The organism is Virgibacillus halodenitrificans JCM 12304 (genome assembly GCF_001310895.1).
Lineage (GTDB): Bacteria > Bacillota > Bacilli > Bacillales > Amphibacillaceae > Virgibacillus_Q > Virgibacillus_Q halodenitrificans.
In genome coordinates this window covers 62462-79459 of the sequence record NZ_BAZS01000011.1, presented here as the reverse complement: position 1 = coordinate 79459, position 16998 = coordinate 62462, and the positions used below count along the sequence as shown (strand labels likewise).

General features: G+C 38.3%; 14 protein-coding genes and 3 riboswitches. Of the genes, 3 read left to right on the top strand and 11 right to left on the bottom strand.

Annotation, left to right across the window (positions count from 1 at the left end; translation table 11 throughout):
• Window position 1: 1 nt before the first annotated feature.
• The 5 genes from purB to JCM12304_RS08090 form a co-directional block, all read right to left on the bottom strand.
• Window positions 2-1306: an adenylosuccinate lyase gene (gene purB, locus JCM12304_RS08110; RefSeq protein ID WP_060679667.1), complete on the bottom strand. Its 1305-nt coding sequence runs from the start codon at window positions 1304-1306 to the stop codon at window positions 2-4.
• Window positions 1303-2433 (bottom strand): 5-(carboxyamino)imidazole ribonucleotide synthase, encoded by a 1131-nt coding sequence (purK, locus tag JCM12304_RS08105; protein WP_060679665.1) that lies wholly within the window; start codon window positions 2431-2433, stop codon window positions 1303-1305. The genes purB and purK overlap by 4 nt, the downstream gene beginning before the upstream one ends.
• The gene (purE, locus tag JCM12304_RS08100; protein ID WP_060679663.1) at window positions 2420-2911 is read right to left on the bottom strand and encodes a 5-(carboxyamino)imidazole ribonucleotide mutase; all 492 of its coding nucleotides are present in this window, start codon (window positions 2909-2911) and stop codon (window positions 2420-2422) included. Before purE ends, purK begins: the two co-directional genes overlap by 14 nt.
• 259 nt (window positions 2912-3170) lie before the next feature.
• Window positions 3171-3270, bottom strand: a riboswitch (purine riboswitch).
• Between the two features lie 195 nt (window positions 3271-3465).
• Window positions 3466-3999, bottom strand: coding sequence for a GNAT family N-acetyltransferase (locus JCM12304_RS08095; protein WP_060679661.1), 534 nt, complete (start codon window positions 3997-3999; stop codon window positions 3466-3468).
• A gap of 138 nt (window positions 4000-4137) precedes the next feature.
• Window positions 4138-4785, bottom strand: coding sequence for a DUF2179 domain-containing protein (locus JCM12304_RS08090; RefSeq protein WP_060679659.1), 648 nt, complete (start codon window positions 4783-4785; stop codon window positions 4138-4140).
• Between the two features lie 228 nt (window positions 4786-5013).
• Here JCM12304_RS08090 and JCM12304_RS08085 point away from each other — a divergent pair, with 228 nt between their 5' ends.
• Window positions 5014-5451 (top strand): Hsp20/alpha crystallin family protein, encoded by a 438-nt coding sequence (locus JCM12304_RS08085; RefSeq protein WP_019378781.1) that lies wholly within the window; start codon window positions 5014-5016, stop codon window positions 5449-5451.
• 82 nt (window positions 5452-5533) lie between these two features.
• Here JCM12304_RS08085 and JCM12304_RS08080 read toward each other — a convergent pair whose 3' ends face one another.
• Complete coding sequence (locus JCM12304_RS08080) at window positions 5534-6265, bottom strand: MOSC domain-containing protein (protein ID WP_082388013.1); 732 nt, start codon at window positions 6263-6265, stop codon at window positions 5534-5536.
• Window positions 6266-6319: 54 nt separating this feature from the next.
• Between JCM12304_RS08080 and msrA the strand changes: the two genes are divergently transcribed.
• Window positions 6320-6847: a peptide-methionine (S)-S-oxide reductase MsrA gene (gene msrA, locus JCM12304_RS08075; RefSeq protein WP_060679657.1), complete on the top strand. Its 528-nt coding sequence runs from the start codon at window positions 6320-6322 to the stop codon at window positions 6845-6847.
• Between the two features lie 111 nt (window positions 6848-6958).
• Complete coding sequence (locus JCM12304_RS08070) at window positions 6959-8128, top strand: MFS transporter (protein ID WP_060679655.1); 1170 nt, start codon at window positions 6959-6961, stop codon at window positions 8126-8128.
• A gap of 653 nt (window positions 8129-8781) precedes the next feature.
• Here the strand turns inward: JCM12304_RS08070 and JCM12304_RS08065 are convergent.
• From JCM12304_RS08065 to JCM12304_RS08045, 5 genes are all read right to left on the bottom strand, one after another.
• A complete protein-coding gene (locus JCM12304_RS08065) occupies window positions 8782-10116 on the bottom strand; it encodes an NCS2 family permease (RefSeq protein WP_060679694.1) in 1335 nt (444 codons plus the stop codon).
• A gap of 136 nt (window positions 10117-10252) precedes the next feature.
• A riboswitch (purine riboswitch) is annotated at window positions 10253-10353 on the bottom strand.
• Between the two features lie 83 nt (window positions 10354-10436).
• The gene (guaA, locus tag JCM12304_RS08060; RefSeq protein ID WP_060679653.1) at window positions 10437-11972 is read right to left on the bottom strand and encodes a glutamine-hydrolyzing GMP synthase; all 1536 of its coding nucleotides are present in this window, start codon (window positions 11970-11972) and stop codon (window positions 10437-10439) included.
• 251 nt (window positions 11973-12223) lie between these two features.
• Window positions 12224-12325, bottom strand: a riboswitch (purine riboswitch).
• Window positions 12326-12383: 58 nt separating this feature from the next.
• The gene (locus tag JCM12304_RS08055) at window positions 12384-14597 is read right to left on the bottom strand and encodes a transglutaminase TgpA family protein (RefSeq protein WP_060679652.1); all 2214 of its coding nucleotides are present in this window, start codon (window positions 14595-14597) and stop codon (window positions 12384-12386) included.
• Window positions 14597-15862 carry a DUF58 domain-containing protein gene (locus JCM12304_RS08050; protein WP_060679649.1) on the bottom strand — a complete coding sequence of 422 codons (1266 nt, stop codon included), beginning with the start codon at window positions 15860-15862 and terminating at the stop codon, window positions 14597-14599. The genes JCM12304_RS08055 and JCM12304_RS08050 overlap by 1 nt, the downstream gene beginning before the upstream one ends.
• Window positions 15862-16824 carry an AAA family ATPase gene (locus JCM12304_RS08045; RefSeq protein ID WP_019379010.1) on the bottom strand — a complete coding sequence of 321 codons (963 nt, stop codon included), beginning with the start codon at window positions 16822-16824 and terminating at the stop codon, window positions 15862-15864. Before JCM12304_RS08045 ends, JCM12304_RS08050 begins: the two co-directional genes overlap by 1 nt.
• Between the last annotated feature and the right edge of the window lie 174 nt (window positions 16825-16998).

Genomic DNA, 16998 nt, shown 5'->3' with positions numbered 1-16998 from the left:
TTTACTCCCCTTCCGTTAATCCGATTCGTTCGAAAATAAAATCTACATTTTTCAAATGATACGTATAATCAAAGCAAGCATTAATTTCCTCTGGTGTTAGGCGAGTAGTTATTTCCTCCTCGGCTTCCACTAGGTCCTTAAAATGAGTTGCTGTTTCCCATGCCTGCATTGCCTTTGGTTGAACAATGTCATAGGCTGCTTCTCTTGCCATTCCCTTATCAATTAACGATAGGAGAACACGTTGGGAGAAAATAACGCCATATGTCTTATCAATATTTCGCTTCATATTTTCAGGGAAGACAGTTAAATTCTTAACAATGTTGGAAAAACGATTCAGCATATAATTCAAAGCAATCGTAGCATCAGGCAAAATAACCCGTTCTGCAGAGGAATGGGAAATGTCCCGTTCATGCCATAAAGAAACATTTTCATATGCGGTCATCATATAACCACGAATAACCCTTGCCATCCCCGTCATATTTTCGGAACCGATGGGATTACGTTTATGCGGCATTGCCGAAGAACCTTTTTGCCCTTTCGCAAATAATTCTTCTACTTCTCTTGTTTCGGTTTTTTGCAAACCACGGATTTCTGTTGCGAATTTTTCTATGGAGGTTGCAATTAATGCCAATGCAGAAACATAAGCCGCATGTCGATCCCGTTGAAGGGTTTGAGTTGATACAGGCGCAGGGCTCAAGCCTAATTTCTCACAAACATACTTCTCCACAAATGGATCAATGTTCGCGTAGGTACCAACAGCACCTGATAATTTACCAAACTCGATATTTTTAGCAGCAAGTTCAAAGCGCTCTAAGTTTCGCTTCATTTCTTCATACCAAAGGGCGAGCTTTAAACCGAATGTTGTCGGCTCTGCATGTACACCGTGCGTCCGTCCCATCATGACAGTGTGCTTATGCTCAATTGATTTATTCTTTAAAATTTCTATAAAAGCAGTTACGTCTTTACGGATAATTTCATTTGCTTGTTTAATCACATAGGAGAGTGCCGTATCGACAACGTCAGTGGAGGTTAATCCGTAATGAACCCACTTTCTTTCTTCTCCTAATGTTTCGGAAACTGCCCGGGTGAATGCAACCACATCGTGTCTTGTTTCCTGTTCAATTTCATAAATTCGATTGATATCAAAAGAGGCATTGGCGCGAAGTTTCTCCACGTCTTCCTTAGGGATGACTCCAAGCTCACTCCATGCTTCACATGCTAAAATTTCTACCTCTAGCCATGCCTTGAATTTATTTTCTTCCGTCCAAATGGAGCCCATTTCTTCTCTGGTGTAACGACTAATCATTGCTTTGCCTCCTCAAAATGTTGTAGCTGTGTTTTCATTGTTTTATCAGATGGTGCAATAAATGTAATATGCCCCATTTTTCGTTTTGCTTTCGCTTCGTCTTTTCCATAAAGGTGAACAAAACCTGATTTACTATGGTTTAGTGCATGTAAAACAGGCTCTAAATCTTCACCAAGCACATTTATCATTACTGCCTGCTGGAGCAGTTGAATATCTATTAAAGGCAGCCCGCAGATTGCTCGAATATGCTGGCCAAATTGAGATATATTGCATGCCTCAATCGTGTAATGTCCGGAATTATGAGGTCGTGGAGCCATTTCATTTAAATAAATGTCATCTCCATCAACAAACATTTCAATAGCAAATGTCCCGACAATGTTCATTTCCTCAGCTAGAATTTCTGCAGCAACACAAGCCTTTTCCGTTACTTGATGGCTAATGTTAGCTGGGACAGTTGTTTTATACAGGATATGATCTTTATGATCGTTTTCGGAGATAGGAAAAAAGCTAATTTCCCCATTTCTACTTCTTGTAAATAGAACTGAAATCTCCCTTTCAAATGCTACCCATTGCTCTATAATGCAATGCTTGTTATTCTCTGCAAATGCAATCGCCTCTTTAATGTCCGCTTCAGAAGTTAGTTTTAATTGTCCTTTTCCATCGTAACCACCGCGGCACGTTTTAATAACACATGGATAGGTAAAGTTTTGTAACGCCTTCTCACAAGCCTCACCACTTGTCACAATAGTGAAATCAGGAATTGGCAGACCAGCATCCTTCATTAGTTGCTTCTCTTTCTCTCTGTTTTGCGTAACCTCCAAGGCGTAGGCACCTTGTGGCAATTTACCTTGTTTTTCTATGTATGCAGCAGCATGAAGGTCTACGTTTTCAAATTCGTAGGTAACTACATCACTTTGATCACACAGCTGTTTAATTGCCTCCATATCATCATAGGCAGCAACCACCTGATGATCCGCTACCTGTGCGGTAGGACAATCCGGAGTAGGATCTAATACTGTGATTTTATACCCCATATATTTAGCAGCGATTGCCATCATGCGTCCCAGTTGTCCTCCTCCAATAATGCCAATCGTTTGTGGTGGAAGAATCGGTTTATTTTTCTGCAAGATCGTCCCTCATTTCCGCTACTTTTTCCTTCATTTTATTTCGATAGTTTTCGAGTTTTACAGCAACATCAGGATCAAATGCCCCTATGATTTGTGCAGCAAGGATTCCAGCATTGGTTGCTCCAGCTTTTCCAATCGCAACCGTTGCTGTCGGCACGCCTCCTGGCATTTGGACAATGGAGAGTAAAGAATCCAATCCATTTAATGCCTTACTCTGTACAGGAATGCCTATTACAGGCAAGGTAGTCTGCGATGCTACCATTCCCGGCAGGTGTGCAGCTCCTCCGGCACCAGCGATAATCACTTTTAAACCTCTATCACGCGCCGTTTTAGCATAGTCAAACATTTCATCAGGCGTACGATGTGCAGATATCACATCTTTTTCATAGGAGATTTCTAATTCATCTAACACGTTACATGTATGCTTAATCGTTTCCCAATCGGAAATACTTCCCATAATGACTCCAACTGCTGTCATGCTATCCCTCTTTTCGCTTCATTTAATAAGATGGCACTTTTTAAACTTTATCATTTTATATAAAACAAAAAAGTCTATTCGTCTCCCTCATTTGCATGAGAGAAGATGAACAGACTTCATTCTAACAGTAAAGAAAATGCAGGTTCCGCAAATAAACAATGGGTGCCAAAGCTTACACGTAGGCTATACCTATATGCTTATCCTGCTGCCATTGCAAATCTTTACTATATAAAACACATTAAACGGATCATCGCCAGTGCAATGATTCATCTCCCCTCATAGTCCAGCATTTACGGTGCTGGGTAGAAACTTCGAGCCATATTCTCATGAAATATATGAGGTACCGTATTCATTTGTTGCTTTCAGCATACCAAAATCCTTCATCGTATGTCAATAAAAATCGAACAATAATTTACAATTCATTATTAATGTTCGCTTTTTGCTTGAGTTGTAAAAACTCACTTCTAGTTTACGTTGTTTCTATTTATATGATTTAAAACGCACATACTGTTTCGGGCGTTAATTCGCAGGTGTTTCCTCAGGAGATAAGACTATTACTCTCCACCACTAATATGGTATAGCACATGTTTATATAATGGGCTGTTCTTATCCACTTTCGGGTGATTAAATGTTTCCACAAAATCCATGCCGATCTTTGCCATGACGTTTTTTGACAATGTATTTATATCAGCTGTAAAACTGTAAATATTTCTAAAACCTAATTCAGTGAATCCATATCGCAAACAAGCTGCTGCTCCCTCTGTTGCATACCCTTTTCCCCAAGCCTCTCTTTTCAATCGCCAACCAATTTCTATACAGGGTGTGAAATCAGCTTCAAATGTCGCTCTATGAAATCCTGTAAATCCGATGAATTCGTTGTTTTCTTTTCGTTCCACCGCATATAACCCAAATCCACATTCGTGGAACTCGGATAAAATCAACTGATAAAACAAATTCGTCTCTTCCCTTGATAAAAGAGCAGGGAAATACTTCATAACCCTTTCATCTGCGTTCATTTGACGAAAGGGTTCTAGATCGCTTGCTTCCCAATCACGTAATCGTAATCTCGACGTTTCAAAATAGATCATATTACACCACCTCCTACCTAATCTGCATACATTAAACGAATCTGCTTCAAAACACGAAACGAGTATAAAATAGTTGCTATTTCATACTCGTTTTTACATATACATTCAATTGTATCTTCTCTGCTTCACTACTCCAACTTATTCCTGTTTAGGCGTGTTGTTTGTTGTTGTATCATTTTCTCCCCTTGTTGCTTCCGGTGGCGTAAATAAATTGGGTTCAGGTGCAGCTTGCTGTTTTTTTCTTGGATTCATTAATCTACCCTTACGTACCTGCTTAACCCAGAAGCCACCATGAATTTGTTTTGGTTCATAAGAAATAATAAACGCTTTTTCATCAATCTCCTTAATTGTTTCATATAACTTAAGTTCATATTTTCGTGGTGTAAGTATTTGCATCGACAAACGATCTCCATCCATACCATATGCAAACCAACTGGTCACCCCGTATCCTTTATCCCTCAGCTTACGAGTGAATTCAATATCCGGATTAGAGGAAATAACGTTTACCGTAATATAGCCTAAAGCTAATTTTTCTTCAATTTTTGTACCTACAATGACACCTGTCCCAAAACCGACCGCATATGCAATTAAATTCTGGATTTGGTCAAGGTTATCTAATACAAGACCTAACCCTACTACGTAAATTACAATTTCAAACATACTAACTATAGCAGCAATATATCTTCTGCCCTTTAACGTTAAAATCATACGCACCGTAGACAAGGAAACATATACAATGTTAATTACGAGGATGATCGCAACCATCACAAAAGCATTACTAAGCAAAATAAAACCTCCCAAGCCTCTATCTTATTAGAATACATTATTTTTTATTTATATGAAAATGATTTATTTGTTATGAGCTGGGATTATTCTCTAGCATGGTATACACTTTACGTCATTCACAAAAAGAAACCACTGATTGTTACATATCTTAGCTTATTTAAATCTGACACCCTCCGCCCAGTTTGGGCATATGTTAATACAAAATAACAATATAAGGAGGGGATCTCTTTGGATCCGTTTCAGCAAATGGGAGATTGGAAGAAAAATATGGATCACTTTTTTGGTGATCAATTTTGGAATGAATTTGAAGGAATTATTAAACCAACAATTCCCCACGTAAATGTATATAAGACAGACCATGAAATCTTCTGTGTAGTGAGTATACCTGGTCTAGAGGATCTCCATAAGGTAGATATTTTCGTTGATTATTCTACTTTGGAGCTGAAAGGAACAATAGATATTGAACCCATCTCGGGCATCACAGTCGTTAAAGAGGAGATCCTTCAAGGAGTTTTTGAGAGAAAAGTCACTCTACCCTTTCCAGTGAGGGCAGACAAAATGAGAGCAACATATAGAAATGGACTGATTTACATTCAATTACATCGCTTAATCTCAGATTCCAGTCGCAAAAATAAAGTTAATATCGAACTCTTGGATGAAGACTGAGAACAAAAGCACAACCCACTTTTTCTGAGTAATAGAAAAAGACACCGAACGGACTCCTGTCCGAGATGGTGTCTTTCTTCCTTTACGCTTCTTTATTTGGTCCAAATACCCGTTTAGCAACATTTGCACTTTGTCCTCTTAATCTCTTTTTTAATGTTTTTCTCCAATTTATTGCTAGAAGATCACATGAGGCAAGTTCCTCCGCGGTTCGCAAATCATCTTTATAAATATGCATAACTTCATTACATGCAGCAATGGACCATTGTGGATATGGACGTTCTATCAATTTCAGATCCGTACCGGGAGTAACATAGCCTTCTTTTACTACTCGGAAATACCAACCCGTTCGCCCACTATTCTGAATACGTAAAGCAAGATCAACGATCCCAAACCGTCTTGCTGGCTTCCAGCATGGCTGTCTAGGCTGTGAAACTTGAATAACAGCATCCCCAAGCTCATAAGTGTCTCCAATACAAACGCTAAACTCATCCATTTCTAAAACTGCCATATTTTCACCCATAGCGCTCATGTCAATCGACTCCAAGTCCAACTCTTCTTTCCAGCTCGTATAGTGCTTAATCGGATATGCGAACACAGCTTTTTCCGGGCCACCGTGATTCTTTGTATCTGCAACTTCATCACCGGTAAATCCTGTTTTTGTTAACCACACCTTGTCGTCTACTGCTTGCTTGAACATCCCGCTTTCCCAAGGCCTTTCCATTGGATTACTGGCATTTTCTGTGCCAATCCTCTTCACTTTACCTGTAAAAATTTTATGTACATGCGGTTCCTCCACTGTGTCACCAACTTTCAAATTATGATATAGTTACCTTAATTCTTAATTCTACTATAAAATGAGGGAAAAGAAATGACTATATATAAAAAAGCAACTTTTGCCGGTGGATGTTTCTGGTGTATGGTTAAGCCTTTTGATCAATGGGACGGGGTGGAGCAAGTTGTGTCCGGGTATACGGGCGGGCATATAGAAAACCCAACATATGAGCAAGTAAAAACTGGAGATTCGGGACATTTTGAGGCCGTAGAAATTACATATAATCCTGAAATCATTTCTTATGATAAGATTCTTGAAGTCTATTGGCAACAAATCGATCCAACCGATGATGGCGGACAGTTCCATGATCGCGGCGATTCCTATCGTACAGCCATTTTTTATCATACGGAAGACCAATTAACTGCTGCTGAAAGATCCAAACAGCAGTTACAGAATAGTGGCAAATTCTCCAAGCCGATTGTTACACAAATACTTCCAGCAGAGAGATTTTATCCTGCTGAAGAATATCATCAGGATTATTATAAAAAGAATGAAGATGAATATAAAGAAGATCGAGAAAAATCAGGTAGAGATGAATTCATCAAGCTCACCTGGGCAGATTGATTTGTAAAAAACTCCCTACCATTGTTGGGAGTTTTTTATCATGAAGAGTTGTTTTCAACTGAAAGAGTAGTATAATAACGATTTAGACATATAAAGATAGGGGAGACGACTTTGACAAATAGCAATTCATTAACACCTTTGAAAATGCTTCTTTTTTGCTTTCATGCTACCAATACAATAATACTTAGCTATCTGCCATTATATCTGAAATACAAAGGGCTTAATGGTACGGAAATTGGCTGGGTACTAGCAATTGGTCCATTGGCATCCATATTTGCGCAGCCTTTTTGGGGATATTTAAGTGATAAATATAAAACAGTAAAACGAATCATCCAACTATGTATTTGTGGCCTTTTAGTTTTTAGTGTTATATTTTTCCAAATGGAAACATTAGTTGGAATATTACTGATGGGTGCTGTTTTCTACTTTTTTGTTACACCAATCGGTGCATTGGGTGACAGCCTTGCACAACGTCGTGCAGATGATATGAAGATATCATTCGGCACTATTCGCATGTGGGGATCTGTTGGTTTTGCCGTATCCTCTTTAGTAATTGGCGAAGTGCTGACAAGAGTTGGTATTCAATATATGATCATTCCGTTTCTGTGTTTCGGATTTCTCGCCTTTCTTGTTACCTTCCGTCTTACGGACGTCAAGGTGGAATCAGATCCCATTCGCATTCAAGATGTAATGGTTTTGGTAAAAAATAAACCTTTTATCATCTTTTTATTTTGTATGATCTTCATTACTATTTCACACAGAGCGAATGATAGCTTTATTGGACTTTACATTGCTCAGCTGGGTGGTAGCGAAGGATTGGTTGGTGTTGCCTGGTTTGTTGGTGTACTAACTGAGGCACTGGTATTCGCTACAGCTGGTTTCTGGTTTAGAAAATATCATTCTCTGATATTTGTTATTATCGCGGGTATTCTCTACACCATCCGTTGGTTCTTCTATGCTGCGGCTACTGATCCTGCATATATTATCGCGTTACAATTTCTGCATGGTTTGACATTTGGGATTTTCTACACAGCAGCCTTTGATTATGTGACAAGGCTAATTCCACGTTTGCTTCAGTCAACAGGACATCTTGTTTTCTTTGCTACCTTTTTCGGCGTATCAGGAATCGTCGGTTCGTTAGTTGGCGGTGTTGTAATGGACTCATTTGGCGGAAACACGCTCTATTATGGACTCGGATTTATGGCATTAGCAGGCACGATCTCCTTATCCATCTATCATATTTTTTCTTACAACAAAGTTAACGCCCAACGAGCACAGTAAGGAAAAAGTTCTATTGCAAATGTTTGGCTTACAGAAGTTATCTCGTACATTCACAGGAGGAGGAAAAGAGTGGAGTAAAGGCTGGAACTTCCTAAGAATAATCACTAAAATTTACTTAAATATGCTAAGAAGGTTCTCTATCGCCATTGATTTCCATTACAGATGAACGCTTTCACACCTCCGGGTACAAGTGCGACATCTTCCATTCCAATCAATTGGTATAGGCTTTTATCTAAGTTTAGTGTTTAATTAATTACTTTTTCCTACCAAATATATCAACATCACGATATTACTAACGCATACTAGCGAAGGGAAAATATGGAGACTCCTCGAAAATGAAAATACACATTTTCTTCGTGCGATGTCTTGCTGACGAAGCTTTCCTTGTCCTGCGGGAAAAGCGAGACTAGCGAGACCCCACAGAACGGAACGTTAGTGAAGTTCGAGGAGGCTCGCAGGCCGCCCGCGGAAAGCGTAATATTTTCCAGTAGCGAGATTTGGAGCCGTTAACAGTCCCACCAAGTTAGTTGAGAGTTTATCTATCTATATTACGAATCATTGGGTAACCCAACATAGATATTAGAACTGAAAAAGGGAACTTCTCCATTCAGAGAAAGTTCCCTTTTTTATAAGGTATAGCATCATAAGCACATTTAGCTTAAGAAGATAAAATACAATACGAAGATGACAAACAATACATACATAACTGGATTAATTTCCTTTGCCCTGCCTTTTAATAGCATGGTAATTGGGTAGAAAATAAAGCCTATTGCAATACCTGTAGCTATACTATAGGTTAGCGGCATTGTAATGATAGTGAAAAATGCTGGTACCGCAATTTCAAATTCATCCCACTCAATGGATTTTAAAGCAGAAGACATTAACACACCAACAATAATTAATGCCGGAGCAGTAACCTCTGCTGTTACCACACTTAATAATGGTGAGAAAAACAGTGATAAGAGGAAGAATCCTGCAATAACTACTGCCGTAAATCCTGAACGCCCTCCTGCTCCAACTCCAGCTGTTGACTCGACATAAGAAGTGGTAGTAGAAGTTCCTACCGTAGCACCAACGACAGTTGCTGCTGAATCAGCGAATAACGCCTTTCCTGCACGTGGCAGCTTATTATCTTTCATTAATCCAGCTTGGGTAGCAACAGCAACAAGTGTACCAGCTGTATCAAAGAAATCTACAAATAGAAATGTTAAAATAACCACCAGCATTTCAATAGTAAAAATATCTCCAAAGTGGAGGAATGCTTGACCAAACGTAGGTGCAAGGCTTGGTACCTCTCCTACAATTCCGCTAATTCCTGTTGGCGGATCAATTAATCCAACAATCATCCCCGCAACGGCAGTAAGCACCATCCCATAGAAGATACCACCTTTAATGCCAAGCGTTAGTAATATAACAGAAATAATAATTCCAAAAATAGCTAGTAAAACAGTTGGTGAGGTTAAATCTCCGATCCCAACTAATGTAGCATCATTGCCGATAATAATTCCGGCATTCTGAAAACCAAGGAACGCAATAAATAGTCCAATTCCTGCTCCAACAGCTAACTTTAAGTTACCTGGAATAGCATTTATAATTTTTTCACGAAGCCCTGTTAAAGTTAAAATAATAAAAATAAGTCCAGAAGCTAATACACCTGATAAAGCCGTTTCCCATGGAATCCCGTAACCAAGAACTACGGTATAAGCAAAGAAAGCATTTAAGCCCATCCCCGGTGCCAAACCGATTGGATATTTCGCAATAACTCCCATGAATAATGAACCGACAGCACCTGCAATTGCTGTTGCAGCAAACACGGCACCCTGGTCAATTCGGGTAACTCCTTCAGGTAATTCCTCCACCCCAACTAGTGCTAACGTAGCCGGGTTTACAAATAGAATATATGCCATAGCCAGGAAAGTAGTCATCCCTGCCATAAATTCTGTTCGGTAATTTGTACCTAACTCTTCAAAACGAAAATACTTCTTCACTGTTTTCCCCTCTTCCTGTATCAATTCTGCGTATATGGAAAACAAAAAGCACTCTTGCCCATATGGACCAAGAGTGCCGTCTAACTACGTGAGGATAGAATGAAAGGAGTTTGCAGAAAAAACTACAATTCCCCAAATCAGCTTACATCCTCAGCGTAGTCAGACTATTTACGGCAGTCCGGTAGAAACTTTGGGCCATATCCCCTAAATTATACGCATATTTAATTGAATGTAAGTTAATATTACTATCCATCTATTAAATTGTCAATAAAACACGAACAAACTTTCATATTTTTTAGTAGTTGTTCGTATTTTAATTGTTATTCCCACTCAATAGTCGCTGGTGGCTTAGACGTAATGTCATACACTACGCGGTTGATGTGTTGGACATCATTTACGATTTTTGTTGAGATTGTCTCCAAAACGTCCCATGGGATTCTTGCCCAGTCTGATGTCATCCCATCAATAGAAGTAACAGCACGAATACCGATTGTATAATCGTACGTACGTGCATCACCCATAACTCCTACACTTTTGATATTAGGAAGTACAGTAAAATATTGCCAGATGTCACGATCAAGTCCTGCTTTAGCAATTTCTTCACGTAGGATGGCATCTGATTCACGAACGATTGTTAGCTTTTCTTCGGTTACTTCACCCAATACACGGATAGCAAGGCCTGGTCCCGGGAATGGCTGGCGCCAGACAATGTGATCTGGAATACCAAGCTGTGATCCAAGCTCACGTACTTCATCTTTGAAAAGTGTGTTAAGTGGCTCGATTAATTCAAATTGCATATTTTCCGGAAGTCCACCAACATTGTGATGTGATTTAATTGTTTGCGCAGTTTCCGTACCACTTTCGATAATATCTGTATAAAGGGTTCCTTGTGCAAGGAAGTCAATATCCTTCAGCTTCTCTGCCTCATCATCGAAAACATAAATAAATTCATTTCCAATAATTTTACGTTTCTTCTCTGGATCATCGACACCTTGTAATTTAGATAAAAAGCGATCCTTTGCATCTACTTTAATAATATTCATATGGAAATCATCTGCAAAAACCTTCATAACATCGTCTGCTTCGTTTTTACGCAACAAACCATGATCAACAAAAATACAAGTTAGCTGATCTCCAATCGCTTTATGAATCAATGCAGCTACAACGGAAGAGTCAACTCCACCACTAAGTGCACAAAGTACTTTACGCTCTCCGACTTTCTGTTGAATCTTTTCTACTTCCATATCAATAAAGTTCTCAATTGTCCAATCTCCATCACATTTACATACATCATAAACAAAATGCTTCAAAAGATCATTTCCATATTCAGAATGACGTACTTCCGGATGGTATTGCACACCATATAGTTGCTTATCCGGATTACTCATTGCTGCAATTGGTGTAGATGGGCTTGTAGCATCAATTTGGAAATCCTCCGGCTCAGCCATTACTTTATCCCCATGACTCATCCACACTGTCTGTTTTTTCGGTGTATCTTTAAATAAAGTCGGTTCATTGTTTAGGTCAATAAGCGCTTTACCATATTCACGATTTTTGGCTTTTTCAACTTGTCCGCCAAAATGCAATGCCATTAGCTGCATACCATAACAAATCCCCAAAATAGGAATATCTAAATCAAAGATTTCCTTATCGCAACGGAAACTGTTTTCATCATACACACTGTGAGGGCCACCTGAAAGGATAATCCCCTTCGGATTCATCCGTTTGATTGCCTCAGCAGTTAACTTATGTGAGTGAAGCTCACTGTATACTCCTTGCTCTCTAATACGTCTTGTGATCAATTGGTTATATTGGCTACCAAAATCCAATACAAGAATCATTTCATTGTTTTCCATCTATTACGCTCCTATCTGTAGCTCGATTATATATCAGCATATACTGTTGTTCCCTCGTTTAAAGACCGTACCTGCCCCAGCATCAAAATGAGTATGCAGCATTTAATTTGCTGGTAATTAGTATACTTTAATTATGCCCATTTATTAGCAATAGGTCAGATCAATCCGTAAATAAAAAATGGATCTCCAACTTTTTGCAGTAAAAAACTACAAAAAGGCAGAGATCCAGGTCTATGAAACAAATAACAACCTTTATAGAAATCTGCCTTCATAGTCAGAACATTTACGGTGTCCCGGTAGAAACTTTCGATCCATATTATCGAGGATATACGACGGCATATATAACTTCAATATTAGCATGAACATGCTTGCTCAAGTATGTTCTTATTCTACTAACCTTCATCAAACAGGTCAAGCCATTATCCGTTTGATTAAATTTTTCCATAATTGTGTTACTTCTAATGGAACAGATTTATTTTGCTGCTGATGATATAGGATATTTTCAAATTGAGAGGTTAGCCTCCACATTTCATCAGTAGTATATCTTACATCAATCTTTCGCGCATACTCTCTCAACGTTTCGTCTGTCTTCTTTCCTAACCCTTTATGCTCTAAAACCCTCATTAAGTGGTGATATGCCTCTTGATAATTTTTACTGTCCGGATGCTTTCTAAACTTCATGAGAATGAAATGTGTCTTCCAACGAAAACGAGTCTTATAAATAAGATAGCCAAGAAGACTGATGATAAGCAGGAGAATAGTAATACTTTGCCAAGAAAAATCCCATGATGACTGGTCAGAAGCACTTGCTAAGTCTTCATCCACATCCTTCGGCAATTCGTCTGGTTTAGGTGCCTCATCTTCTTCCTTATCCGGTGTTTCCATCATCTCTTCTTCCTGTTGCGCAACATCATTATTTATCTCTGTACGGAAGTCTGCCAAATTCGAAAATCCCTGTGTTGGTTCAAAAGGCACCCATCCGTTTTCCGGAAAATAAACTTCCACCCAGGAATGTGCATTTGCATTTGTTACTTCATATATATCAAATGTCTCTTCATTGGCTCCTCCTACTTCACCTTGGATCATCTCTCCGCTCGTAAAACCTTTCGTCCAGCGTGCTGGTATTCCCAACGAACGCAGCATAACAACCATTGATGTAGAGTAGTTATCACAATAACCCATCTTGGAATCAAATAAAAATTGATCTACATAATCCTGGTTTGCTTTCGGAACAGGTACATCTGTTGTTTGGTATTCAAAACCATTCGTGCTGAAATATCGCTCTATTGCCTTTGCTTTATCATAGCGGTTATCATAAGAAGCTGTAATTTCCTCTGCCAAGTCGTAAACACGCTCAGGTAATGTGTCAGGTAATTGGGTGTATTGCGGATTTTCTATGTCCTCATTAGTTGTTTGATCCGCTTTTCTCAATTCATTGATAGCAAAAGAAGGATTATCATAGGATATAGTATAATTATCCAAAACCACAGCTTCGTTTTCAATTCTTGGTTCAATAGAAGAAGTAAATGGATCTAGAAAATAATCCACACCTGCGGCAAAAACCTGTGATGTTCCATACGGATAAATCAATTTCTTTATAGACGTATTTCCTTGGAACTCAATCATTGCTTCCATTTTCTCCGTCTCTACGTTTTCAAACTCGAACATAGAACGAAAGGACGTCCCTTGGTTAGCAATCTGTTGGTAATCAGGACCATCTGATGCTTCCCACCCTTTTCCTGTATAGGTATCCTTTGTTTCAATCCGCCAATAATGCTCATCTGTAACAGCAGCTTGAAATACAGGGGTGTAATCCTGGACAAAAGACCCTCCCAGCCGGGAGTCATCCTCCCCATACCCTACTTTTTGAATACTACTGCCTCTATCTGACATGCCAGCATTTTCTGCTTTGCTTTTAATAAAAGGAACCGGATCTGCCCACTGAGACTCAAATTTCGGTGCGGCATAACCGATAATAGTCGAAAGAAATACGATAACAATTAACGGAACAAGCCAAACTGTAGTTTTTTTCAGCCATGAGAAATGAATAGCTTCTTTTCTCAATTCTTTCATAAAATTAGCAATTCCCAATGCCAAAAAACCTAAGATAAATGTACGTATAATTGGAAGTGTAGCATCATAAACAGTAAATGTATCTAATACAGCTATATAAATAAATGTCAGTAAAATAAATAAAAATATCCGTTTCATGATTACAAACCAATAATAGAGAAGATAGCTCATTAACCAAATTAACAGCAAAAAGAGAACACTTCTAAATAAAGGAGTAAACTGAAAAAATTGCTGGCTAAATAATGCTTCGACATTAGTAAATAAGTCACCAAACAATACGGAAAACCACTTCACACCTAAAAATTTCGCCTCTATAAATAAGGCATTTACAACAATAAATAAGCCCATGCCTTTTAGTAAAAAAGAAATCCACCACTTTATTTGTATCATGGATATAGCAAAACAAAATAAAGCGTATAAGATAAAAATAGTTAAACTGCCCGTATCCGTAATATCTTCCACGGGATACAACCATTCCAAAAACAAAAGAAAACCCAGGGTATATAGGAGAGAAGAATATATAATTGATCTGTCTCCATTTGCTGTGCTCATTACAAGCTCACCTCCACAGGGTTATTAACTAGTTCTTTTTCCGTGAGAACTTCTACATTTATTCCGAATAACTCCAATTGTTGAATTTGCTTCTTAAGCATTGTTGTTATTTCTACAGTAGATTTAATTAGGATAATGCTAATATTTGGTGTTTGTTGTCTCCACTTTTTAACCTTATCACTAATTAAATGATCTAAATTGACCGTGATAATGATTAAGCTGGATTTATTTTTCAAGTGGAGCAGCATTTCGGAAAAACTGGAAGTGAATTCAGCATCTCCACTTGGCTGAATCTTTGTTAAATGTTGTCTAACTGATTCATTGGCGGTAATTTCACTCTGTAATGAAAAAGATTTACTTTTTCTACCTATCGTTATCAGTTCTGCAGGCGTTGCACGCTGTTGGAAAACCTTAACTAATGAATAGGAAAGCTCTACCGCTGCCTCAAATGCCAGATAATTCATATTTCCATGTTCACATGCATCAAGAACAAGCAGCAATTCTGAACTTTTTTCTTGCTCGAATTCCTTAGTCATTAATGTGTTCGTCCTTGCTGATTGTTTCCAATCAATCCATGAAAATTTATCACCTGGCATATATTCACGTATACCTGCAGCTATATTTGTTTGTTGCAAATGAAGAAACGAGCTAGATGTCGAGCCTTGTTCATAACTCGATACTTGTTCCTTTAATTCAATTGGCCGTTCATTTGGATACACCAATAGCTGGTCTCTTACCGAATACATGTGGTCTTTTTTAACAAAACCAAATACATCCCCTGTACGTATTCGAATTCCATAAAAAACATGTTCTCCTCTTGGTACATCCTTAAGATTATAACTAAATGAGAATGTCCGCTTAAAAGAAGGAAAGATAACTTTTTTCCTCTCCCTGTTCACTTTTAACTTTTCACTGTCATTAAAATGTTGATATTTATTTTGCCGATTGTCTATTAATCCCAAGGTATCAGAGAAGACGTCTTCACAGATACAATAATATAAAGGAAACGGAAATGCCCGTTTTATATTTACTGTAATTGTTACGTCACTTCCCGCTTGAGCCATATATCGAGATACTGTGCGAGTAACCTTCCAACCTTTTATCGGATAAAGAAGTAAACCAACATGATATAAAAAGATTGGTTGAAAACTAAAAAATAAGAACCAGCTTACAAATCCCCCCTGAAACATTGCATACGAAAATAGGACGAGGAAGAGTGCAATAATAAAAACAAAGTTACCGATTGATCGAAGCTTCTTTTTCATCAACCAAATTCCTTTCGGATTGGTATATGCGTGTTTTTAATAATAGAGTGGATAACCTCTTCGTTCGTTACACCGTCATACCTTGCTTCTGAGTGCAGAATAATTCGGTGGGACAGTACATATGGAGCAAGAAATTTAATATCATCAGGCAGCACATAATCTCTATTATTTATATAAGCAAAAGCTTTAGCGGCTTTCATTAACGAAATGGACCCTCTTGGACTAACCCCAAGATAGATTAATGGATTATTTCTTGAAGCAGTTGCCAGATTAATAATATATTGTTGGATTGATTTATCTATATATATTTCTTTTACTTCCTGTTGAAGTTCAATCAGTTCATCTCTGGACATTACTGCATGTATCGTTTCCAGCGGGTGTTGCTTTGACGTACGTTGAAGCATTTCCAATTCTTCCGCCATACTTGGGTATCCCATTTTTAGCTTTAAAATAAAGCGGTCAAGCTGAGCCTCAGGAAGTGGATATGTACCTTCATATTCAATTGGGTTTTGGGTTGCCATGACAAAGAAAGGTTGCTTTAACGGAATAGTTTTGCCATCAACTGTAACACTTTTTTCTTCCATGCCTTCAAGTAAGGATGACTGGGTCTTTGGTGAGGTACGATTAATTTCATCTGCTAGAATGATATTTCCTAGAATAGGCCCTCCACGAAATTCAAATTCTAGTTCTTTGGGATTATAAATAGAAATGCCGGTAACATCTGAAGGTAGGAGATCTGGGGTGAATTGAATTCTTCTGAAGTCACAATCCAAAGATTTAGCAATCGTTTTGACTAACATGGTTTTCCCTACACCAGGAACATCTTCTAAGAGGACATGTCCTTCAGCCAAAAGAGCTACAAGGCTTAGAGTTGCCACCTCTTCTTTTCCACTCATTACTTTGTTTATATTGTCAATTATTTTTCCGACTTTTTCATTATATACGGTTAATTCCTGCATCATATAAAGACCCCTCTCTGGATGAAGACAATTGTTCCTTTTATACTATAACTATACTAAAAATGGTTATGAAACGAAAGAGAACTTTCAAGTTACTTTTCTATGAAATTTCTTCTTTGACCAAACACCTCTTAACGCTTCGTTTATTCTTAAGTATGTTCCTCTAAGTATATATTT